Origin of the sequence: Celeribacter litoreus, assembly GCF_020165855.1 — a bacterium.
GTDB lineage: Bacteria > Pseudomonadota > Alphaproteobacteria > Rhodobacterales > Rhodobacteraceae > Celeribacter > Celeribacter litoreus.
The window spans coordinates 67,316-89,550 of record NZ_JAIUFY010000015.1 but is presented as its reverse complement, the minus strand read 5'-3'; the positions used below and the strand labels follow the sequence as shown (position 1 = coordinate 89,550).

18 protein-coding genes and 2 pseudogenes are annotated in these 22,235 nt (G+C 59.3%); 13 read left to right on the top strand and 7 right to left on the bottom strand.

Going from position 1 to position 22,235, the window contains the following annotated elements:
* Window positions 1-109: 109 nt before the first annotated feature.
* The gene (locus LA304_RS16705; RefSeq protein ID WP_224504321.1) at window positions 110-1,015 is read right to left on the bottom strand and encodes a LysR family transcriptional regulator; all 906 of its coding nucleotides are present in this window, start codon (window positions 1,013-1,015) and stop codon (window positions 110-112) included.
* 93 nt (window positions 1,016-1,108) lie between these two features.
* On the opposite strand from LA304_RS16705, the gene metF reads away from it, so the two are divergent.
* On the top strand, window positions 1,109-1,942 hold the full coding sequence (gene metF / locus LA304_RS16700) for a methylenetetrahydrofolate reductase [NAD(P)H] (protein ID WP_224504320.1): 834 nt from the start codon (window positions 1,109-1,111) through the stop codon (window positions 1,940-1,942).
* Here metF and LA304_RS16695 read toward each other — a convergent pair.
* Both LA304_RS16695 and LA304_RS16690 read right to left on the bottom strand, forming a co-directional pair.
* Window positions 1,939-2,976 (bottom strand): DUF2235 domain-containing protein, encoded by a 1,038-nt coding sequence (locus LA304_RS16695; protein WP_224504319.1) that lies wholly within the window; start codon window positions 2,974-2,976, stop codon window positions 1,939-1,941. The two genes, metF and LA304_RS16695, sit on opposite strands and share 4 nt — an antisense overlap.
* A 138-nt stretch (window positions 2,977-3,114) precedes the next feature.
* Window positions 3,115-4,257 carry a type III PLP-dependent enzyme gene (locus LA304_RS16690; protein WP_224504318.1) on the bottom strand — a complete coding sequence of 381 codons (1,143 nt, stop codon included), beginning with the start codon at window positions 4,255-4,257 and terminating at the stop codon, window positions 3,115-3,117.
* Between the two features lie 297 nt (window positions 4,258-4,554).
* Here LA304_RS16690 and LA304_RS16685 point away from each other — a divergent pair, with 297 nt between their 5' ends.
* The 3 genes from LA304_RS16685 (at window position 4,555) to LA304_RS16675 (ending at window position 9,462) form a co-directional block, all read left to right on the top strand.
* Entirely contained in the window at window positions 4,555-4,986 is a 432-nt protein-coding gene (locus LA304_RS16685; RefSeq protein WP_224504317.1) for an Lrp/AsnC family transcriptional regulator, read from the top strand.
* 134 nt (window positions 4,987-5,120) lie between these two features.
* A complete protein-coding gene (locus LA304_RS16680) occupies window positions 5,121-8,249 on the top strand; it encodes a valine--tRNA ligase (RefSeq protein WP_224504316.1) in 3,129 nt (1,042 codons plus the stop codon).
* Between the two features lie 109 nt (window positions 8,250-8,358).
* Window positions 8,359-9,462, top strand: coding sequence for a pyridoxal phosphate-dependent aminotransferase (locus tag LA304_RS16675; RefSeq protein WP_224504315.1), 1,104 nt, complete (start codon window positions 8,359-8,361; stop codon window positions 9,460-9,462).
* Window positions 9,463-9,508: 46 nt separating this feature from the next.
* Here the strand turns inward: LA304_RS16675 and LA304_RS16670 are convergent, their stop codons facing one another.
* Entirely contained in the window at window positions 9,509-10,708 is a 1,200-nt protein-coding gene (locus LA304_RS16670) for a pyridoxal-phosphate-dependent aminotransferase family protein (protein ID WP_224504314.1), read from the bottom strand.
* 231 nt (window positions 10,709-10,939) lie between these two features.
* Here LA304_RS16670 and LA304_RS16665 point away from each other — a divergent pair, with 231 nt between their 5' ends.
* A complete protein-coding gene (locus LA304_RS16665) occupies window positions 10,940-12,871 on the top strand; it encodes an ABC transporter ATP-binding protein (RefSeq protein ID WP_396022206.1) in 1,932 nt (643 codons plus the stop codon).
* Here LA304_RS16665 and LA304_RS16660 read toward each other — a convergent pair.
* Window positions 12,798-13,415 (bottom strand): annotated as a pseudogene (locus LA304_RS16660) (glycosyltransferase); the annotation flags it as partial. The gene LA304_RS16665 and the pseudogene LA304_RS16660 sit on opposite strands and share 74 nt — an antisense overlap.
* A gap of 79 nt (window positions 13,416-13,494) precedes the next feature.
* On the opposite strand from LA304_RS16660, the gene ygfZ reads away from it, so the two are divergent.
* The 5 genes from ygfZ (at window position 13,495) to LA304_RS16635 (ending at window position 17,846) form a co-directional block, all read left to right on the top strand.
* The gene (gene ygfZ / locus LA304_RS16655) at window positions 13,495-14,229 is read left to right on the top strand and encodes a CAF17-like 4Fe-4S cluster assembly/insertion protein YgfZ (RefSeq protein WP_224504312.1); all 735 of its coding nucleotides are present in this window, start codon (window positions 13,495-13,497) and stop codon (window positions 14,227-14,229) included.
* Between the two features lie 102 nt (window positions 14,230-14,331).
* Window positions 14,332-15,177 (top strand): BKACE family enzyme, encoded by an 846-nt coding sequence (locus LA304_RS16650; RefSeq protein ID WP_224504311.1) that lies wholly within the window; start codon window positions 14,332-14,334, stop codon window positions 15,175-15,177.
* Between the two features lies 1 nt (window position 15,178).
* Window positions 15,179-15,973 (top strand): fructosamine kinase family protein, encoded by a 795-nt coding sequence (locus LA304_RS16645; protein ID WP_224504310.1) that lies wholly within the window; start codon window positions 15,179-15,181, stop codon window positions 15,971-15,973.
* A 93-nt stretch (window positions 15,974-16,066) separates the two neighbouring features.
* Complete coding sequence (locus LA304_RS16640; protein ID WP_224504309.1) at window positions 16,067-17,170, top strand: GSCFA domain-containing protein; 1,104 nt, start codon at window positions 16,067-16,069, stop codon at window positions 17,168-17,170.
* Window positions 17,160-17,846 carry a hypothetical protein gene (locus tag LA304_RS16635; protein ID WP_224504308.1) on the top strand — a complete coding sequence of 229 codons (687 nt, stop codon included), beginning with the start codon at window positions 17,160-17,162 and terminating at the stop codon, window positions 17,844-17,846. Before LA304_RS16640 ends, LA304_RS16635 begins: the two co-directional genes overlap by 11 nt.
* Window positions 17,847-17,918: 72 nt before the next feature.
* Here the strand turns inward: LA304_RS16635 and efp are convergent, their stop codons facing one another.
* Complete coding sequence (efp, locus tag LA304_RS16630) at window positions 17,919-18,482, bottom strand: elongation factor P (protein WP_224504307.1); 564 nt, start codon at window positions 18,480-18,482, stop codon at window positions 17,919-17,921.
* A gap of 235 nt (window positions 18,483-18,717) precedes the next feature.
* On the opposite strand from efp, the gene LA304_RS16625 reads away from it, so the two are divergent.
* The 3 genes from LA304_RS16625 (at window position 18,718) to LA304_RS16615 (ending at window position 21,131) form a co-directional block, all read left to right on the top strand.
* Window positions 18,718-19,038, top strand: coding sequence for a DUF6280 family protein (locus LA304_RS16625; protein ID WP_224504306.1), 321 nt, complete (start codon window positions 18,718-18,720; stop codon window positions 19,036-19,038).
* A 92-nt stretch (window positions 19,039-19,130) separates the two neighbouring features.
* Window positions 19,131-19,622 carry a cupin domain-containing protein gene (locus LA304_RS16620; RefSeq protein WP_224504305.1) on the top strand — a complete coding sequence of 164 codons (492 nt, stop codon included), beginning with the start codon at window positions 19,131-19,133 and terminating at the stop codon, window positions 19,620-19,622.
* 60 nt (window positions 19,623-19,682) lie between these two features.
* Complete coding sequence (locus tag LA304_RS16615; protein ID WP_224504304.1) at window positions 19,683-21,131, top strand: cobyric acid synthase; 1,449 nt, start codon at window positions 19,683-19,685, stop codon at window positions 21,129-21,131.
* Between the two features lie 2 nt (window positions 21,132-21,133).
* On the opposite strand, the pseudogene LA304_RS16610 reads toward LA304_RS16615, so the two are convergent.
* Window positions 21,134-22,235: pseudogene (locus tag LA304_RS16610) on the bottom strand (hypothetical protein); the annotation flags it as partial.

The following is a 22,235-nucleotide window of genomic DNA, read 5'->3' as shown; positions in this document are numbered from 1 at the left end:
GTGGGATGTTCAAAGCGGGCGTATACGCCGCCAATCCGTTTCTGCCAAGGGTCTCGGGGCAAAGAATTACCGTCTATTGCGCATTTCCCTCCGCACCTGTGGCCGGAATTCAGCCGCGTTGGAGCTTCACGGCTTCTGTTTTCGCAATCCGCAGGACGTGGGCCATGTAGGGTTTGGTCGCGTCGTCGCTCCGAACGGCCGCATACATGCGGCGGGTGACGCCCTTGGCCGTGAGTGGGCGGACGGCGTAATCAGGATGATTCCGGATGTCGCGCATGACCCAATCAGGGAGGACAGCCACGCCACGTCCAGCGGCGACCAGCATGAGGATGACGTCTGTCAGTTCGACTTGGCGCTGCTTCGCGGGTTCGACGCCGGCGGGGGTCAGAAGGTCTTTGAACACATCAAGACGGGAGCGATCCATCGGATAGGTGATCAACGTCTGATCGCGCAGATCCTCTGCCTCGATATACTGTTTCGCTGCGAGTGGCGATTTGGACGACATGACACACATCGGGGCGTAGTCGAACAGTGGGACAAAGGTGACGCCGTCGATGTCGTCGGGGTCCGAGGAAATGACGAAATCGACCTCTTCGCGTTCGAGCGCGGGAAGCGCCCCAAAGGCGAGGCGCAGGCGGATATCGACATCGACCTCGGGCCAGGCCTGACGGAATTTGTTAAGGACCGGAAAGAGCCAATCGAAACAGGCGTGGCATTCCATAGCAATGTGAAGGCGTCCGGTCGTGCCCTCTTCGATCCCGCGAAATTCGGCTTCTAGGGCCTCCACCTTTGGCAAGACCTCTTCGGCGAGCGCCAAGAGCTTCATCCCAGCAGCCGACAGTTTCAGCGGCTTGGAGCGGCGCACGAACAACTCGACACCCGCCTGATCCTCAAGCCCTTTGACCTGATGCGACAGGGCAGATTGCGTGATGTTGAGCCGGTCGGCGGCACGCGCGAGGCCGCCCTCCTCATGGATGGCCTTGATCGTCCGGAGATGTCGGAATTCGAGATGCATCTTGAACGCGCCTCATGTTGATCTTGAGAATTATGAATTTGTCTCACATGCCCCTTCGTGAGACAAGGGCCGCCGACCCAAGAGGATATGACAATGACCAATGCGCCCAAAATTTCGTTCGAATTCTTCCCGCCGAAGAATATCGAGGCCTGCTTTAGCCTGTTCGAGACTCTGCAGGTGCTTGGGAATATGTCACCGGAATTTGCATCCGTGACTTACGGCGCGGGCGGCACGACTCGGGAATTGACCCACGACGCGGTTGCTCTCCTCCATCGCAAATACGGCTGGAACGTCGCGGCGCACCTGACCTGCGTGAACGCCACGAAGGAAGAAACCCTCGCCATCGCGAACAGCTATAAAGAGGTGGGCGTTAACGAAATCGTGGCGCTGCGGGGCGATCCGCCGAAAGGTTCGGGCGGCTTTACACCGGCTGAGGGCGGGTTTGCCAACTCTATCGAGTTGATCGAAGCGCTTTCCGCGACCGGTGACTTCAAAATCCGCGTGGGCGCCTACCCTGACCCGCACCCCGAGGCCGCAGATTCGGATGCCGATATTTTCTGGCTGAAGCGCAAATTCGAAGCGGGCGCGGATTCCGCAATCACACAGTTCTTCTTTGAGCCGGAGAACTTCTTCCGCTTCCGCGAGCGCTGCGAACGCGCTGGCATCACCGGCAAGATCATCCCCGGCATTCTGCCGATCACGAGCTGGAAGGGCATTCAGAGATTCGCTTCGAGCTGCGGCACGCCGATCCCGATCAGCTATGAGGCGGCTTTCGAGCACTCTCAGGATCATCACCAGCTCTCGATCGACCTCTGCACCAAGCTCTGTGAAAAGCTGCTCGCAGAGGGTGTTGAGGACCTGCACTTCTATACGCTGAACCGCCCGACGCTGACGAAAGCTGTCTGCGAGAACCTCGGCGTGATCTAAAACTTCAGCGCCGGATGGAGCACTTCGGACGGGTCATGCCCGACCTTGCGCGTCCGGCGCATCATGAAGAACTTTCCCCAACCACGGTTCTGACCGACCGATGGACCATGCGGGTCCGCGAGAAAGCGCATCCGCCACCCCTCCGGCAATTGAAGTCCTGCGCCCTCGGCCTTGTCGAGCATCCAGACCAGTGAGGCGTTCGAGAGGCGGCGTTCAGGGATATAGCCCGAAAGCTGCCCGCCGACATCGCCATGCGTGCCGGGGAACCACATCTGTTGGAGCACCTGTTTGCGCCCGTCGAACATTGGTGGCTCAGGATTCGTCTCGAACAGAACGGGCGCATAGGCGCTCCGTCGTTCGTTGTAGGCGAGCGCGTGATAGACCTTCTTCACGTTTGTGGCGGGCATGTAGTCGTGGAATTCATGGAAGACCGTCGAATAGCGCCAGAGCACAGGCATGTGGAGACCGACCGCCGACACAGTGTCCCAGACCCCGAGGAATTCGATCGGCGTCTCGGGGTAGCAGTGCGTCTCTTTGAAACGCTGGGAAGAGTGGCTGTGCGGCGCCATTTGGTAGTGCCGATAGGCCACGCGAATGTTGCGTTCCGTCGCTTGATCGGGCGTGAGCAGCCCAATCATGTCGATGAAACCCGACAGTGAGCGCACGGCATAGGCTCCGCGCGAATATCCAAAGAGAAAGATACGGTCGCCAGGGCGGTAGCGAGAGGCCAGTGCGCCGTAGACACGACGGATTTGCCGGTTGATTCCACGCCCCTCTATCACGTCCATCGTGTCGCGGAGGCCGTTCCACTGAATGCCCGCCTCATAGCGCACGAGCATGTTTTCGTGCTGGGCAACTTCTGTGAGGAGTTTGTAGGCGAGGCCCGCGTTTGTCTCCAAACCGGGGGTGAGCGAGGACAACGTCCCATCCATGAGAATAACATGGGTGAGCGGACCACGAGAGTGATGGCCGCCTGAGGTGCGGACCCTCTGGCGGAATTTGAACAGCGGCCCAAGCCGCGACAAGACACTCATTCGCTCTTGCATCTCAATTAATTAGCACAAAAACGCGGAAAGTCCCCTCCCGAATTTCGGGAGGGGAGATGCGTCGTGGACACTTCGACGCAAAGGGGGGGAAATTGCGTCGTGGCTCTTCGACGGCAGGGAGGCCGATCAGATGTGGCGCTGAACGGTTTCGACGGTGATCTGACCGAAACCGTTGAATTTCGTAGCCGTCGCCACGGAGTAGGCACCGAGACCGTAGAACACGACGTGATCCTCTTCTTCCATGCTGAGCGGGAACGCGAGCTCGGACGGAAGTTTGTCGAGGCTGTCGCAGGTCGGGCCGAAAACGGTCCGGTCTACAGTTGCACCTTCGCGTTTGACGCCTTGCGGGCCGAACACGCCGATGCGGTCGATGACACCTACGAGGTGCAGCTCGGAGAGCGCGCCGTAGACGCCGTCGTTGAGGAACACGTGCGCATCGTCGCGGATCGCTTTGACGCGGGTCACGAGAGAGTAGCTCTCGGCCACGAGACCACGACCCGGCTCACAAACGAGCGCCGGCATGTCATCACCAAAAGCTTCGCGGGCGACGCGACCGATGAGGTCGAAGGTCGGCTCAAGCTGCGGGGTCACTTCGTTCAGGCGGTGGGACGGGAAGCCGCCACCGACGTTGAGACGTGCGATTTGAACGCCAGCCATCTGAGCAATCTCGGCCGCTGCACGGATGTATTTGTCCCATGCGTGCGGATCGGTGCACTGGGTGCCCGGGTGGAAGGTCAGAGACGGGGTGAAGCCGAGTTGGGACGCGAGGAGCAGAAGCTCAGCCGCGTTTTCGACGGTTGCACCGAATTTGGCGCCGAAGTTGTATGCAGCACCTTCAACCGGCAGTTTGAAACGCACGGAGATTTCCACACCATCGGCCGGAACGAGTTCGCCGAGTTTCACGAGCTCGGAGTGGCTGTCCACGGAGTAGGATTTCACGCCGACTTTGACGGCATGAAGGATCTCGGTGCGGGAGCGAACCGGGTTGTTGTAGTGCATGGCTGCACCGGGTGCGATACGGGCAATGGTGTCCATCTCAACAGGAGAGGCCACGTCAAAACCACGGATGCCAGCGGCAACGAGGTTGGCGAGCACTTCTTCGTCTGGGTTAGATTTCACCGCATAGGTGACGAGGCCCGGAAAGCCCTTTTGAAAGCGGCGTGCAGTGGCCTGCAGAATCGCCGGAGAGAAGAACAGCACCGGATGCTCGGGAGCATGAGTGCGCAGGTATTCGCTGGGCGATGCCCAGATGGTTTTTGAGAGCCCCATTGGTCGTGTCCTTTACCAACAGAGCGCAGCCACATCTTGCCCGGGAAAAGTCCGGTTGGGATTGCGCTTACGCGGTTATCCTAACCAGGCCAGGTGCGATTTGAGGGCCGATATTTGGCCGTCTCGCCGTCCTGTGTTCCTGTCATTTCATGAGCGCTATATGCGTGTTGAATTTGCCGATGAAAAGGGTAAAATCGTGCATACGGTCGGTCATTTTGACGAAATCCTCGGCTAAATTGACATCCGCATTCTCGGCGCCCCACGCGCGGCATTCTGGAACGAAACAGGCAGGCGAAAATGGACGAACTTGATCAAAAAATTCTGATGGCTCTGGCTGCCGATTCCTCGACATCCGTGTCGCGTCTTTCCCGCCGTTTCAAAGTTGCGCGCTCAACCGTGCAGGCCCGACTGGAGCGGATGGAGACCAACGGCACGATCGCGGGCTACACGATCAAGCTCGGGGACGTTGCTCTCGCCCGCCGGATCAGGGCCACGGTGCTCTTGCAGGTCGAGCCACGGTCCTCTGCCGGGATCGTGAGCAAGCTCAAGGCGCTGCCTGAGGTGGAAATGGTCGCGACTTCGACGGGACGGATCGACCTCATTGCTCAGGTCGCCTGTGACTCGACCGAAGAACTCGACCAAACCCTCGAACAGATCACGGCCATTACGGGCGTGCAGGACATTGAAAGCCTCCTGCACCTCTCGGTGAAATTCGACCGATCCATCTAAGACCCTGCGCACACGGGCCGAGATGCCCGATTCCAAGGTCTTTCACCCTTTCCCTTAAGCGTCCCAAAGGCTACATAGCGCGGGACCCTCCGCTCCGGCGGAGCGAGACGTATTTGTTTGGACGGAAAAGCGACATGGCACTGGAAAAGACGTTTGACGCACAAGAAGCGGAAGCACGCATCTACAAGGCTTGGGAAGAAGCCGGTGCGTTCAAGGCAGGCGCGCACAAAAAGCGTGATGAAACCTTCACCATCATGATCCCGCCGCCGAACGTCACGGGTGCCCTCCACGTCGGCCACGCGTTCAACAACACCATTCAGGATATCCTCGTCCGCTGGCACCGGATGCGCGGCTTCGACACGCTATGGCAGCCGGGTCAGGACCACGCAGGCATCGCGACGCAGCTCATGGTCGAGAAAGAACTCGCCAAGACGCAGCAACCGTCCCGCGCCGAGCTTGGGCGTGAAGCCTTCCTCGAGAAGGTCTGGGAATGGAAGGGCAAATACGGCTCCACCATCATCAACCAGCTCAAGCGCCTCGGCTCCTCCTGCGACTGGTCGCGCAACGCCTTCACCATGTCCGGCGCACCAGGTGCGCCCGCAGGTGAGGAAGGCAACTTCCACGACGCCGTGATCAAGGTCTTCGTCGATATGTACGAGAAAGGTCTCATCTATCGCGGCAAGCGCCTCGTGAACTGGGACCCGCATTTCGAGACCGCGATTTCCGATCTGGAAGTCGAGAACATCGAAGTCGCCGGTCACATGTGGCACTTCAAATACCCGCTCGCCGGTGGGGAAACCTACACCTATGTCGAGAAAGACGAGGACGGCAACGTCGTGTTCTCCGAAGAGCGCGACTACATCTCCATCGCGACGACCCGTCCGGAAACCATGCTCGGTGACGGCGCTGTCGCCGTGCACCCCGATGACGAACGCTATGCGCCGATCGTTGGCAAGCTCTGCGAAATTCCGGTCGGCCCGAAAGAGCACCGCCGCCTGATCCCGATCATCACCGACGAATATCCGGACATGACCTTCGGCTCCGGTGCGGTGAAAATCACCGGTGCGCACGATTTCAACGACTATCAGGTCGCAAAACGTGGCAACCTGCCGATGTATCGCCTCATGGACACCAAAGGCGCGATGCGTGAGGACGGTCTCTCCTATCAGGACAGCGCGCTCCTCGCCGCCGAAATCCTCGCGGGCAAACCGTTCACCGAGACCGAAGTGGATAGCATCAACCTCGTGCCCGACCACCTGCGCGGCCTCGACCGCTTCGAGGCCCGCAAACAGGTGATCGCAGAGATCAACGCCGAAGGCCTCGCCGTGATGACGACGGTGACGAAGAAGGTGAAAGACGAGGACGGCAAAGAATCCGAGGTCTCGGAAACCGTTCCCTATGTCGAAGACAAACCGATCATGCAGCCGTTCGGTGACCGCTCCAAAGTCGTCATCGAGCCGATGCTCACCGACCAATGGTATGTGGATGCCGAGAAAGTCGTCGGACCGGCCCTCGACGCCGTGCGCTCCGGCCGCACCAAAATCATGCCGGAAAGCGGTGAAAAGACCTATTACCACTGGCTCGAGAACATCGAACCGTGGTGTATCTCACGCCAGCTCTGGTGGGGCCACCAGATTCCGGTCTGGTATGGTCTCGACCTGTCCGCTCCGAACTTCCAGGACGACGAAGGCGACGGCGCGCTTGATGAAGTCGAACTGATCAAGCTTTTGACCGAAGGCGGCATGCTCCACTCCGGCACCGTGCACCACTGCGCGGCGGATTTTGAGGCCGTCCATGGCAAGTTCTTCGCAGACATGGCCGACCTGCCGACCCCGCTCAACCACTGCCGCGTTGTCGAGGTCGCCAACCGTCACGAGGCCAACGAACTGTTTGCCAGCAGCCTCGCGGAATACAACGTCACGCAGGATCCGACAAAACTCGTCTACCCGATCTGGCGCGATGCAGACGTGCTCGACACGTGGTTCTCTTCCGGCCTTTGGCCGATCGGCACGCTCGGCTGGCCGAACTGGGACGAGAGCACCTCGAAATACTTCCCGACCGACGTACTCGTCACCGGTTTCGACATTCTCTTCTTCTGGGTCGCCCGGATGATGATGATGCAGCTTGCGGTGACCGGCGAAGTGCCGTTCCACACAGTCTACCTGCACCAGCTCGTCCGCGACGAGAAGGGCAAGAAGATGTCCAAAACCACGGGCAACGTGATCGATCCGCTCGAAATCATTGACGAATTCGGTGCGGACGCCCTGCGCTTCACGAACGCATCCATGGCCTCCATCGGTGGCGTTCTGAAACTCTCCGTGGACCGCATCAAAGGTTACCGGAACTTCACCACGAAGATCTGGAACGCCGCGCGCTTTGCCGAGATGAACGAAGTCTTTGAAAACTACGATCCGACCGTGATCCCGACGCCCGAGGCAACGGTCAACAAATGGATCGTCGGCGAGACCGCGAAAGTCCTCAAAGAGGTCGACGCAGCCTTTGCGGATTACCGCTTCAACGACGCCGCCAACGCCCTCTATGCCTTCGTTTGGGGCAAGTTCTGTGACTGGTATGTCGAACTGTCGAAACCGCTGTTCTACGACGGCGACGACGCGACAAAGGCCGAAACCCGTCAGACCATGGGCTGGGTCCTCGACCAAGCGCTCACCATGCTGCACCCGATCATGCCGTTCATCACGGAAGAGCTCTGGGGCACGGTCCACGGCGCGCGCGACATGTTGGCGGTCTCCGATTGGCCGACCTATGGCGATGATCTGATTGATCCGGCCGCCGACGCGGAAATGAACTGGGTCATCGACCTCATCGAGTCCATCCGTTCGTCCCGCGCCGAAGTGCACGTGCCGGCGGGCCTCAAAATCCCGATGGTTCAGGTCGAACTGGATGACGCAGGCAAAACCGCCTGGGCCAACAATGAAGCGATGATCATGAAACTCGCGCGCCTCGACAGCCTCTCCGAAGGACCGATGCCGAAAGGCGCGATCACGATTTCTGTCGCCGGTGGCACCTTTGCCCTGCCGCTCGAAGGCGTGATCGACATCGCCGAGGAAAAAGCCCGCCTCGAAAAAGCGCTCGGCAAGCTGGCGAAAGAACTCGGTGGTCTGCGCGGTCGTCTGAACAACCCGAAATTCGTCGCCTCCGCGCCGGAAGAGGTTGTGGCGGAAGCTCAGGAAAACCTCGCGGCCCGCGAAGAGGAAGAGGCCAAACTCAAAGCGGCGCTTGCCCGCCTCGCAGAAATCGCCTGATCTTCTTCTTGGCAAAAATACTCATTCAAAGGCCCGCCCCTCCGGCGGGCCTTTTTCGTTGATACGAGGGCGCTTGCACGCCCCCGAAGTTTGAGGCAGGAAAGCCGTCATGACAGATCTGCGCCAAACCCCGCTCGCTCAAAGCCTTCCTGCAACCGTGCCCTTCGTGGCGCCTGAACGCATGGAAGAATTACGGGGCGAACCTTTTGCTGCCCGCATGGGCGCGAACGAGTTGCCCTTTGGTCCCTCGCCCAAAGCGATCGAGGCCATGCAAGAGAGCGTGACAGGGATTTGGAAATACGGCGAACCGGAAAACCGTGATCTGCGCCTCGCGCTCGCCGCGCATCACGGAGTAGCGCCCGAGGAGATCACAGTCGGCGAAGGCATAGACGGCCTGCTCGGAAATCTCGTGCGTCTCTATGTCGGTCAGGGCGATGCGGTCGTGACCTCGGCGGGGTCTTACCCGACGTTCAACTACCACGTCGCAGGCTTTGGCGGCGCGCTCCATACCGTGCCCTACAAAGGCGAACACGAGGACCCAGAGGCCCTCATTGCGAAGGCAACAGAGGTCGGGGCGAAGCTCGTCTACTTGTCCAATCCGAACAATCCGATGGGCTCCGTCCACTCTGCCGACACCGTTCAGAATATGATCGACGCTGTGCCGGATGGGTGTCTGATGATCCTCGATGAAGCCTATACGGAGTTCGCACCGGATAGCACGCACCCGGCGCTCGATACGTCTTCGAAGAAAGTCATCCGTTTCCGCACTTTTTCAAAGGCATACGGGATGGCAGGCGCGCGGGTCGGATACGGCATAGCCCATCGCGATATCGCCCAATCTTTTGACAAAATCCGCAACCACTTCGGGGTCAATCGCGTCGCCCAAGCCGGCGCGCTGGCGGCTTTGGGCGATCAGTCTTACCTCGCGCAAACCTTGGAATGCGTTCGAGAGGGTCGCGAGAAAATTGGACAAATCGCACAACAGAACGGATTCTCCCCGCTTCCGTCCGCGACCAATTTTGTCACCATGGATTGCGGCCGTGACGGGGACTATGCGCGTGCGATACTGAAGGCTCTCGACGCCCGTGGCGTCTTCGTTCGGATGCCCGGCATGGCGCCGCTCGACCGCTGCATTCGCGTCTCTGTGGGCCTGCCGCAGGAGATCGAGATTTTCGCCGAGACCCTGCCCAAAGCGATTGCAGACGTCGGATAAAAAAGGGGCCCCGAGGGCCCCTTAATTTCATCTGCTAAGGTCTGGTTCAGACCGACGCCGCGAGCAGCTTGGCCGCTGCAACTGATCCGCCCTCTTTATGCGGGATGTCCAGCGCAGTGAAAGCCGTCTCCATCGCCCCGATGATCCCGAGCACCATGTGCGCGTTGATGTGGCCCATGTGACCAATCCGGAAATACCCGTCCGACTCGGACGAGCCGATATCGCCAAAGCCGAGCGAGATGCCGAGGGTGATCCCGAGATGCTCGGTCAGCCAGCTCCGCAGGCGCGTGCCGTCCCCGTCGCCGAGGCTCAGGGTCGTCACTGCGTGGGAGCGATACTCCGGCTCCGCGATGTTGAACTTGAGGTTGCCACCCTGCCCCCAATGCTCGACAGCGGCCCAATAGGCGCGCGCAAGAATGGAGTGGCGGGACCAGACGTTTTCAAGGCCTTCTTCTAGAATCATGTCGACGGCTTGGCGCAAGCCGTAGAGGTGGTGTGTCGGCGGGGTGCCGTCGAAATATTCGTAGAGGTGGACCGGGTTCGCGCGGGTTTCCCAGTCCCAATATGGGGTGCGCATGTCGTTGCCCATGCCGACCGCGCGGGCCTTTTCCGAGAACCAGACAAAGCCCATGCCCGGCGGGGTCATCAGACCCTTTTGCGAGGCGGCGATCATCACATCCGCGCCCCACGCATCCATCTCAAAACGGTCACAGCCCAGAGACGCGATGCAGTCGACGCCAAACACGGCGGGGTGCCCAGCAGCATCAATCGCTTTGCGCATCGCGGCGACGTCGTTACGCACCGAGGTTGCGGTGTCGACATGGACGGTCAGCACGGCTTTGATTTTGTGGTCCGTATCGGCTTTCAAAGCCTCTTCGAGACGAGCGGGATCGACGGGCGCCTGCTTGCCAAAGTCGAGCACCTCAACATCCGCGCCAAGACGCCGTGCCACATCCGCCCAGCCGTGACCGAAGTTACCCGTCACACAGACCAGGACCTTGTCGCCGCGCGAGATCATATTGGTGAGGGACGCTTCCCAGAGACCGTGCCCGTTCGTGATGTAGAGCGCTACGTTGCCCTCGGTGCCCGCAATCGTTTTGAGATCGGGGATCAGGCCGTGGGTCAGTTCCACCAGTTCACCGGTATAGATGTTCGGCGCCGGGCGATGCATGGCCTGAAGGACCGGATCAGGGATCACGGAAGGACCGGGGATTGCGAGATAGTGGCGACCGTTGGCAAGAGACATGGAACAGACCTGCGAATGAGAAATGTTAAATCAATGGGACGCGCCCATCCTTTCCAAAAGTGGTAGCCTCGCCCAAGAAGCGGGTCAATCGCGCAGGTCGGGACACAAAGGCGCACAGGTTTTTGATCTACCGGAAAGTCTATGAGAAGCGTTTTCTTGCGGGAGACGCGCCGCTTCGGTAAACCGACGCAACATCAGTCACCGGACCCAGTGGTGATCATAGGAGCTTCAATGAACGCCGACACTCAGGCCCGAGACACACAGGATAGCCCGTCGCATGCGACGAAACAGGGGCTATTCCGTTGGTTTTTCAAGGGATATATGCGCCCTCAGAGCCCCAAACTCTTCGGCGCACTCTTCTTTATGGCTCTTGAGGGCTCGATGCTCGGCGCGCTCTCCTATCTGATCAAACCGATGTTCGACAGCATGCTCGTCGCCCAGCAAGGGCAATCGGTTCTCTGGGTCTCTCTCGCTGTTCTCGCCGTATTTTTCGTGCGTGCGACATCGTCCTATGCCAACCGCGTTCTGATGACGATGTTGCGTCAGAAAACGGCCGCGCATCTGCAAAAGGATCTCGTTGCGCATGTTCTCACACTCGATGGCGCGTTCTTTCACAAATATCCGCCCGGTGTGTTGCTCGAGCGCACGCGTGGCGATTGTCAGGCGGCGTCTTTTCAGTGGGGTCAGATTTTCTCCACGTTCATCAAGGACGTGATCGGGCTTTTGTCTCTGTTGATCGTGGCCATCACGATCGACTGGGTTTGGACGCTCGTGGTATTGGTCGCTGCGCCGCTGCTCGCGATGCCGATCTCGCGTTTGCAACGTCTCGTCCGGCGGAACTCCCGCGAGGCGCGGGAGTCCTCTAGCCTCGTTTCGAACCGGCTTGATGAGGTGTTCCACGGCTCAACACAGATCAAGCTCTCGGGGACAGAGGCGCGCGAAGCAGAGCGTTTTGGCAGTGCGATCAATACCTACGTGCGCAACGAATTGCGCGCCGTGCGGGGTCAGGCGGCGATCCCTTCTCTGATTGATTTCGTGGCAGGTCTCGGTTTCTGCGCGGTGCTTTATTTCGGGGCGCAGGAAATTCTTGCTGGCGAAAAAAGCGTGGGCGATTTCATGGCGTTCTTCACCGCGATGGGGCTCGTGTTCGAGCCCGCACGCAGGCTCGGGAACGTGTCCGGTATCTGGCAAATGGCCATGGCCTCCCTCGAGCGTGTGCATGCGATTTTTGAAGAGCGTCCCGCGATCACTTCACCACCTGTTCCGACCTCTCTGCCGACAGATCCGAAGGCTGCCGATGTCCGTCTGGACAACGTGCAATTCTCCTATACCGAGGCACCGGTTCTGCGCGGCACGAGTTTTGTGGCGGAGGCGGGCAAGACAACTGCTCTTGTCGGGGCATCGGGTGCAGGCAAATCAACTATCTTCCACCTGCTCACACGTCTCGTCGATCCGAGCGACGGACAGATCACATTTGGTGGCGTTCCGACCAAGAGTATCAGCCTCCCAGAGCTTCGCGACATGTTCTCTGTTGTCTCGCAGGATGCATTGCTCTTCGACGAGAGCATCCGCGACAATATCCTGATGGGTGCAGACGTTTCGGACGCGCAATTGAACGCCGCACTGAAAGCGGCCCATATCGACGATTTCGTCTCGCGTCTGGACCACGGCCTCGACACACCCGCTGGCCCACGCGGCTCCGCCCTCTCCGGCGGTCAGCGTCAGCGTGTGGCCATTGCCCGCGCCGTTCTGCGGGATCGTCCGGTCCTGTTGCTCGATGAGGCGACCTCTGCACTTGATGCGCAGTCGGAGAAAATCGTGCAGGAAGCGCTTGAGAAACTCTCCGAAGGGCGCACCACCATCGTGATCGCGCACCGCCTTTCGACCATCCGTGACGCGGACAAGATCGTCGTGATGGACAAAGGGCAGGTTGTCGATGAGGGCACGCACGAGGAACTGCTGGCGCGGGGTGGTCTCTACGCCGATCTCTATCGCCTCCAATACGCCGACGGTCGAACGGTTATCGACGGTAGTTCTTTGCCAGCGTCTCCGGATCAGCTCCAAGATAGAAGCGCAGAAGACGGAAAAGGTTCCGGCATCCTTGCCGCCACCAGCCGGATGTTTGGTAGCGTGATGGGTCTGTTTGGACGCTCAAGGGACTGAGGCGAATTTTGCCCTTCAAGCGCTTTGCGAGCTCGACATCTTCCATGAGCGGGATGTCTGCATACCCGCCGATCTCATCATAAAGCTCGCGGGAGATCAGGAGCGCTTGATCACCATAGGGCAGATTGAAGAGCTTCGTCCTCAGATTGGCCCATTTCGCCACGAGTTTTGGCCCCATTCCCTCCGCATCGCGGAATGAGAGCGAATAGACCAGCGCAGCATCATGTGCCTTTGCGAGGTGGCGCACGGTTTCCTCGGCCCAGCCCTCCGGCATCCAGGTATCGGCGTGCAGGCACAGAACCCAGTCCCCTTCGGAAGCTTCGACGCCGCGTTTGAGTTGGCCGCCCCGCCCCGCAGGGCCGGTAATCAACTCCGCACCGACGAAATCAGCCATCTTCTCAATGCCATCCGTTGAGCCGCCATCCGAGAGGATCAACTCCCGCACCAGTCCCGCGTCCAGCCCCTCCATCAAAGACAGCATCGTTGCGCGCAGCTTCGGCGTCGCATTCAGCGTGGGGATGATGACAGAAATTGGCGCGCGCATAGGCCCCTCTGCAGAGTTGTCGCTTCTCTTCGGTTCCCCCATTCCTATATGAAGGTGCGTAAATGAGGAAAGGGCTCAGATGACCAATCAGGCACGCAAAGTGATTGAAATTGCAGGCGAGGACCGCGTTCACTTCCTGCAGGGCTTGATCACAAACGATGTGAAACGCCTCGAAAACGGCGCTGTCTACGCCGCGCTGCTCACGCCGCAGGGGAAATTTCTCGTCGATTTCTTCCTCATCCCCGAGGGCGACGTGATCTTGCTCGATGCTCCCGCAAGCGAGGCAGAGATGCTCCTGAAACGTCTTTCCATGTACAAACTGCGCTCCAAAGTGACCCTGACCCCGACGGAGCGGAGTGTATCGCGTGGCGTCGGACCAGTCCCAGAGGGAGCGTTTGCGGACCCGCGTGCGCCCGAAATGGGGTGGCGTGCCTATGATGGCCGTCCGTCCGAGGAGGCCGATTGGGATGCGATCCGTGTCGAACACTGCATTCCGGAGTTCGGCGCAGAGCTGACGCCCGATACGTTTATCCTCGAGGCCGGGTTTGATCGTCTTCACGGCGTCGATTTCAAAAAAGGCTGCTACGTCGGTCAGGAAGTCACGGCGCGGATGAAGCACAAAACCGAATTGCGCAAGGGGCTCAAGACTGTCGCGATCGACGGCAGTGCACCCGTAGGCACGGAAATCGTGACCGAGAGCGGCAAAACGGCAGGCACGCTGTTCACCCAGTCCGGCGACAAGGCTATCGCCTATCTGCGGTTCGACCGTGCGAAAGGTCCGCTCACCGCGGGCGAGGCCAAGGTTAGCGCCTGACACCCAAACTCTTGCTTTCCAAGAGGGAATGGACGCGGCATGATGGCTTCGAACCAGACTGGGAGGAGCCAATGACCGTCAATCAGTGCCTCGGGGGATGCCATGAGTGAAGTCACCGGAAAGCCATGTATCATCTGCGTCGCGATCACGGGCTCTCTGCCCACGAAAGCCGACAACCCCGCCGTTCCGATCACCATCGCGGAGCAGGTCGAAAGCACGCAGGAAGCTTTTGAAGCGGGCGCAACCATCGCCCACTGCCACGTCCGTGACGACGAAGGCAAACCGACCTCGGACCCGGAACGATTTGCGCGCCTGAAAGAAGGCATCGAGGCAAACTGTCCGGGTATGATCGTGCAAATGTCTACGGGCGGCCGGTCCGGTGCGGGCACGACACGCGGTGGCATGCTGCCCTTGCGTCCGCCGATGGCGTCGCTCTCTGTCGGCTCGAACAACTTCCCGACCCGCGTTTATGAGAACCCGCCGGATCTTGTGGATTGGCTCGCCTCCGAGATGCTCACCTACGGCGTGAAGCCGGAGATCGAAGCCTTCGATCTGTCCCACATCTATCACGCCAAGCTCATGGCAGATCGCGGACAACTCAAAGGCACGCCCTATGTGCAGTTCGTGATGGGCGTGAAGAACGCGATGCCCGCCGAGAAGCGCGTGTTTGATTTCTATGTGGAGACTGTCAAACACCTCTTTGGCGAGGACGCGCCGTGGTGTGCAGCGGGTGTGGGGCGTCATCAGCTTGAGCTGAACTCTTGGGCCGCCGCCGCGGGGGGGCACCTGCGCACGGGGCTCGAGGACAACATCCGGATCAACAAGACCACATTGGCGCCGTCCAACGCGGCCTTGGTCGAGCTGGCTGTCAAAGAGGCCGAAAAGGTTGAGCGCCCGATCGCGACAGCGGCTCAGGCCCGCGAGATCCTCGGGTTGAGCGCTGTATAAAATGTCGTCGACGGACCTGAGAACCGCTCTTGAGCATCTTGGTTTTCAGGTCCGGTCGATTGCTCCGCTGCATGGCGGGGATCTCTCCGATGTTTTCCGTTTCGAGAGCGATCACGAGACCGTTGTCGCGAAATCAGGTCAGCACGTCGGGATAGAGGCGCGGATGCTCCGTGAGATGGCCAAGGCTGGCGCTCCGGTGCCCGCGGTTATCGCAGCCACCGATACCTTGATCGTGATGGAGCACCTCAGTGAAGTTCCGCCAACGGCACAGGGCTGGATCGAGGCAGGCGCAGCCCTGCGCACGCTGCACGAGACGCAATCACCGCAGAATGGTTGGACTGAAGACTACGCGTTCGGGTCAGTGAAGCTCAACAATCGTCCAGCAACAGACTGGCCGTCATTCTGGGCGGAACGGCGCCTCCTGCCCTTCGCAGAGCTATTCCCCGACATAGGGTCCCGTCTGGAGCGCGTATGCGACCGATTGCCGGAGCTTATCCCGCACAATGCCACTAACCTTCTGCATGGCGATCTGTGGAGCGGGAATCTTCTGTTCTCGACCCGAGGCGCACAGTTCATTGATCCGGCGTGCTACCACGGAGATGCGGAAGTCGATCTGGCAATGCTTCACCTCTTTGGCGCCCCTCCCCCTGCGTTCTGGGAAGGGTATGGAGAGCCCGCCTCGGATTGGCACGCGCGCCGCCCCCTCTACCAACTCTTCCCGGCCCTTGTGCACCTTGCCCTTTTCGGTGATGGATATCGCGGTCTCGTAGAGCGTTGCCTCGTTCCCTACCTGTGAGAAAAGCTTCATAAATATGCCCATGTTTCGGTTGCGTTCCGTCATTTTCTTTGCCGATACTGCTCGGGAATTTCATGTCCGGAGTTTTTGAGTATGGCACACAAATCAGACAAACCGGACAATCCTTATCGCGATTTGCCTCCCAGTGCCTTTTGGCGGACCGGGGTCGCCGAAGCAGGGCTTTTCGGCTACCGCAATCTCTGGTCCTCCGCTTGGAAACTGCCAAAAGACGCGCGATTTTCAACATTCGGCTCTTGCTTCGCCCAACATATCAGCCGCGCACTTCTGTCGCGCGAAATGAATTGGTTTAATGGAGAGCCCGCACCCGGAAAGACCCCTGACCATATCGCCAGTAAATACAACTACGGTGTTTTCTCTGCACGAACAGGAAACATCTACACGGCGGCCCAGCTTCTCGTCTGGGTTGAATTGGCGGCCGGCCTTCGGGACGCGGCTTCAGTCGAATACTGGGAGGACGGGAACGGGCGCTGGCACGACATGCTCCGCCCCAGAATCGAACCAAACGGATTTATCAGCAAGGAAGAGGCCCAAGCATCCGTCGCCTCTACTGCACGCTCTTTTGCGCGCTGCATTACACAGAGCGACGTGTTCGTATTCACGCTGGGCCTGACAGAGGGATGGATCAATTCGAAGACGGGCCAAACCTATTCGATCTGTCCGGGAACAGGCATCGGCACCTTCGATCCCGACGCCCATCAGTTCCATAATTACACCTACCCGGAAATCCTCGAAGGTCTCACGAAGGCCTTCGAAACGATGCGCGGGCTGAACGCGGATTTACGTGTACTTCTGACTGTCTCGCCCGTGCCATTGGTGGCGACGGCATCTGGCGACCATGTTCTGGTCGCGACGCAGTATTCCAAATCGGTTCTGCGAGCGGTGGCCGGTCATCTGGCGCAGACGGATGACACCGTTGATTACTTTCCGTCCTACGAGATTATCGCAGCGCCCCCGACCCGCGCCGCATTCTTTGAGCCGAACATGCGCTCGATCGCGCCACAAGGCGTCGAACTCGTGATGAAGCACTTCTTCTCCGGTCTTGATCTCTCCGGAAGCGCACGCCACAGCTCGGAAAAAGATGCCGTTGCGGAGGCACAGGCCGCCTCTGAGCGTGAACTGTCGCAAGAGGAACTCGTGTGCGAAGAAATGATTTTGGACAAGTTCAATGAGCGATAAGCCCTACGACTTTCTCATCCTTGGGGACAGCCATACGCTCGCGCTCATGAATGGCGCGGAAAAACTCGGGTATCGCGTCGCGACGATCCAGTTTTCCGGTGCAGGCTGGCACGACAAACGGTTTGTGATTGGCAACAACGGGTTCGAAATCCGTGCCGTCCCCGCAGCGAAGAAGCGCCTTGATGCGTTGCGGGCCGAACTCGGCGTGAAAGATGTGTTCGCGAGCGGCCTGCCTGTACTGTCTACGGTCGGATTTCACCTCGGACGCCTGACCGCGCCGATCGGCTGGAATAAACACCGCGTCTTTCAAGAGGATCTGGTCTATGAAGACGATCAGAATTTCATGTCCAAATCTATGCTTAGAGACATCGTGGTCGATGGTCGCGCGCGCCATTTTCGATTGGCGCGGCGCTTGATACGGCAGAAAGTGCCGTTGACCATTGTTGCGCCGCCTCGGGTAGCAAGAGCAACGAATGCCGATATGTCGCGCAACATCGTGATTGAGCACTATCGCGAACTAGGTGTGTCCGCCTACGATCCGCAGCAAGATATTTTCGACAAATCAACAGGCCTGTGTCCGCCAAGTTATATCCTGGCAGACGGGCATCATGGCTCGACCGCCTATGGCGCGAAGGTCATTGAGAAGCTGATCAAACGGAAACTCTTGGTGCTTTGAAAGCAAAAAGCCACTGCAAACAAAAAGGCCGCCCGATGAGGCGGCCTTTGTCATTCATTCCGTGCGACGCGATTAGGCGCGCTCGGAGTATTCCATCGTTTCGGTGTTTACGACGATGTCCTCGTCGGTGCCAACGAAGGGCGGAACCATGACGCGGACGCCATTATCAAGGATCGCCGGTTTGAAGGAGTTCGCGGCAGTCTGACCTTTGACGACCGGCTCGGTTTCCACGATCTTGCAGGTGACTTTCTGCGGCAAAGTCGCGTTAAGCGCCTCTTCTTCGTAGAACTCAACCACGATGGTCATACCATCCTGCAGGAACGGGCGACGCTCGCCGAGAATGTCGGCCGGGATCGTGACCTGATCGTAGGTCTCGGTGTCCATGATGTTCAGAAGGCCGTCGCTCTCATAGAGGAACTGCATGTCTTTCTGCTCGAGGCGCACGCGCTCGACTTTGTCGGCAGAGCGGAAGCGTTCGTTAAGCTTGCGACCGTCGCGCAGGTTCTTCATTTCGACCTGAGCAAAGGCGCCGCCTTTACCGGGCTTCACGTGGTCGACTTTCACTGCGGCCCAAAGGCCACCGTCATGTTCCAGCACGTTGCCGGGGCGGATTTCGTTACCGTTGATTTTGGGCATGTCACTAAACCGTGGGAATTGGTTGAAGATAGATTGGGGCACCCTATATCTGTCCAGTCGCCGGCTGACAAGGCGCTCGCGCGTCGTGGCATCCGTCTGGCTCATTTGAAGCTGTCGCCCAAGGCATGATGATATTGCATAATAGATATGCAAATGGATGGTATCCGAATCGTCACAAAAGTGCCATAAGGCCCCGCACGCCAGAAAGACAAGAGCAATAATACAAGGAAAAACCATGGCTGAGTTCGTGGATGGCACCGCATTCAATTACGAGCAAGGACAACGCGCCCGCAAACTGTTTGCGGCAGTTGTGTTGGCTGCTCTTGATGATGCGATTGCCGATGACAAGAAATATGGCAATGGTCCGGAGCAAATCGCCCGTTGGGCACGCTCCCGTGATGGCCGCGAAGTTCTGTCCTGTGCTGGAATCGACCCGTCTGAACGTGTTGTCTCCGGCCTGATGGAATTCGTCTCCAAAGGCATTCGTACCTCCGTCGCGCTGTCGCGCGAGGAAAGCGAACGCCGTCACGCATTGGAAGCTGCAGAAGCAGCTTAAAACGCACCTTTGCACATTAGAACAAGACGCGCCTGGCTGACTGCTGGCGCGTCTTTTCGTTTGCGTGCAGGATGGAGGGAAAGGAGCGTTTCATGAGTAAGAAAATTGATGTTGCGAGTATCACTCCGAAAGTCGGCACTCTTTATCCGGCGCCTCACCATCTCGGCACCCGCGACCGCATCAAGCGCGCCCTCGGCGATCAGGCGGGCCTCACCCAGTTCGGGGTCAACCTGACAACACTACCGCCGGGCTGCGCCTCTGCCCTGCCCCATTGGCATGAGAAAGAAGACGAGTTCGTCTACATCCTGGAAGGCCACCCCACGCTCGTTTACGGCGACACCGAGGAGCATCTGTCACCCGGTGACTGCGCGGGCTTTAAGGCAGGTGAAGAAATCGGTCACTGCTTGCGCAACGACACGAAGGCGGACGTTGTTGTGCTTGAGGTTGGTTCGCGCAGAGACGGCGAACGGGCCTTCTATCCGGGGCTTGATCTCATGGCGGATACCGCATCAGAGAACTTCTACAATCACCTCGACGGCACCCCCTACCCAGACATCCGCCGTCGTGGATCAGGTGAGGACTGATCCCCCTTTTCTCTCTCTCGTCACTCGCTTACTCATAAGCCCGACCAAGGGAGAGGCAGCATGACCAAGGCGATCATGATTCAAGGCGCAGGTTCCAACGTGGGCAAGTCCATGTTGGTCGCCGGCATCTGTCGCGCGATGACGCGTCGCGGTCTGCGCGTCGCCCCTTTCAAACCTCAGAACATGTCGAACAACGCCGCCGTGACCGTGGACGGCGGAGAGATCGGACGCGCGCAGGCGCTCCAGGCACGCGCCTGCCGTCTATCGCCGCACACAGACATGAACCCTGTCCTGCTCAAACCAGAGACCGACGTCGGCGCACAGGTCGTGGTTCAGGGAAAACGCCTCGCCACCCTCAAGGCGCGCGACTACGGCAAGATGAAATCAACGCTGATGCCGAAAGTGCTGGAGAGCTTCACGCGCCTCGCAGACACCGCCGACCTCATCGTAGTAGAAGGCGCCGGCAGCCCCGCTGAAATCAACCTCCGCACCGGAGACATTGCCAACATGGGCTTTGCAGAGGCCGCCAACGTGCCTGTCGTCTTGATCGGCGACATCGACCGTGGCGGCGTGATCGCGCAACTGGTCGGCACCCACGCAGTCCTGCCAGAGGGCGACCGCGCGCGGATCAAGGGCTTTGCGGTGAACAAATTCCGTGGCGATGTGAGCCTCTTTGCAGACGGCGCGCGCGAGATTGCGAGCCGTACCGGCTGGATCGATCTCGGTACGCTCCCGTGGTTCGATCAGGCCCACCGACTGCCCGCCGAAGATGTGATGGACATTTCCTCGCGCGGCACCGGCGAGATCAAGATCGCTGTCCCGCGCCTCTCTCGTATCGCGAACTTCGATGACCTCGATCCCCTGGCCGCAGAGTTGGACATCACTGTCGAGATCATTGAAGCCGGGCACCCGCTCCCCGGAGATGCCGATCTCGTGCTCATCCCCGGCACGAAATCCACCATTGGCGATCTGAAATTCTTCCGTGCGCAGGGCTGGGACATTGATCTCTTGGCGCATGTGCGACGTGGCGGGCATGTCCTCGGAATTTGTGGCGGGTATCAGATGCTTGGACGCTGGATCGACGATCCCGACGGGATTGAGGGCCATGCGGGGCGCCATGAGGGCCTGGGCCTACTCGACGTCGAAACGGTGATGAGCGGGGATAAGCGCCTCGCCGCGGTATGCGCCATTGATCTTGCGACGGGTCATGAGGTCAGCGCCTATGAAATACATATCGGGCGCACCTTCGGGCCGGATGCGCGACCTTGGCTGACAGTTGAGGGACGCAGCGAAGGCGCTATGAGTGCGGACGGAAAGGTGCTCGGGTGTTATCTCCACGGGCTTTTCGCGTCGGACGCGTTTCGCGCCGCCTATCTGGCGCGCCTCGGCGTCACGGACGGTTTGACCGATTTCGAAGGCGGCGTGGAAAAGGCCCTAGAGGCTCTAGCCGATCATATGGAGACCCACCTCGACCTTGACGGTCTGATGGGTCTCGCAGGTAAGATTTAGCGTTATTCCATCTCACGCAGATTGAGCGCGCGGAGCACTTCGCGACGGACGAGCAGACGGACATTGCGCGTGATGCGCTGGCCCAGTTCTCCCTGAAGTTCCTCACGGATGACTTGCGTCACGAGATCGCGGAGCGCGGCCTCATCCATGAAGTCCTCATCGGCAGTGAAGAGATTTTCGGCGTCCGCAGGTTCCTCTGTCGCGTCTTCAACCTCTTCCGCAATGGGGTCTTCAACGGCCTCTTCGGTCTCCGATGCGTCTTCGACAGTCTCCTCGTCAAAGTCGTGCGTCGGCTCAATGCTCGCGCCGAGCATTACCGAAGACAGGAGGCTTTCATCCTCGAAGTCGGCTTCCTCGCTCTCTTCCGCATTATCGGCGTAGCTTTCCGGATCATCGAAGGGCGCAGCCGCCTCGACGGTTTCCTCTTCGAAGTCTTCAATAGAGTCCGAAATCTCTTCCGAGGTGGTATCTAGCTCAATCTCGGCGTCATCTTCGGAGGTCTCTTCGACAACGACTTCTTCTTCCGCGGACTCCGCGCTTTCGATCTCAGCGACGGCTTCCGGCTCTGCCTCTTCCGCGACTGTCGCATCTTCCGACACTTCTTCGGCCTTGTCTTCAACGCCTTCGAAAGCGATCTCTTCAATCTCCACGTCGTCGAGCGCATTCGGCTCTTCCGTCAGAGCGGCGTCTTCTGGTGCGGCGTCCGTCTCTTCGATCAGGTCCGCAGTCTCGGCAGCCTCTTCAGGGAGGGCAGCTTCTGCCGCAGCCTCATCGTCACTGATCTCAAGCGCCTCCGGCTCGTCATCAAGAGCGGCATCTTCGACCGTCAGATCATCGGAATAATCTTCCGCAACTTCGGCGACCTCTGGCGCAGGCTCTTCCGCGGTGGCGACCTTTTCCGCGGCCTCCTCTCCGGAACCGTCTTCAACCGGCGGTGTGTAGCGCGCGTACGGGTTCTCAATTCCCTCGGGCTTCGGCGCGTCAACTTCGCTCTCAACGGCAAGTTCGGCTTCGGCTTCGGCTTCGGCTTCTGCTTCTGCTTCTGCTTCTGCTTCTGCTTCTGCTTCTGCTTCTGCTTCTGCTTCTGCTTCTGCTTCTGCTTCT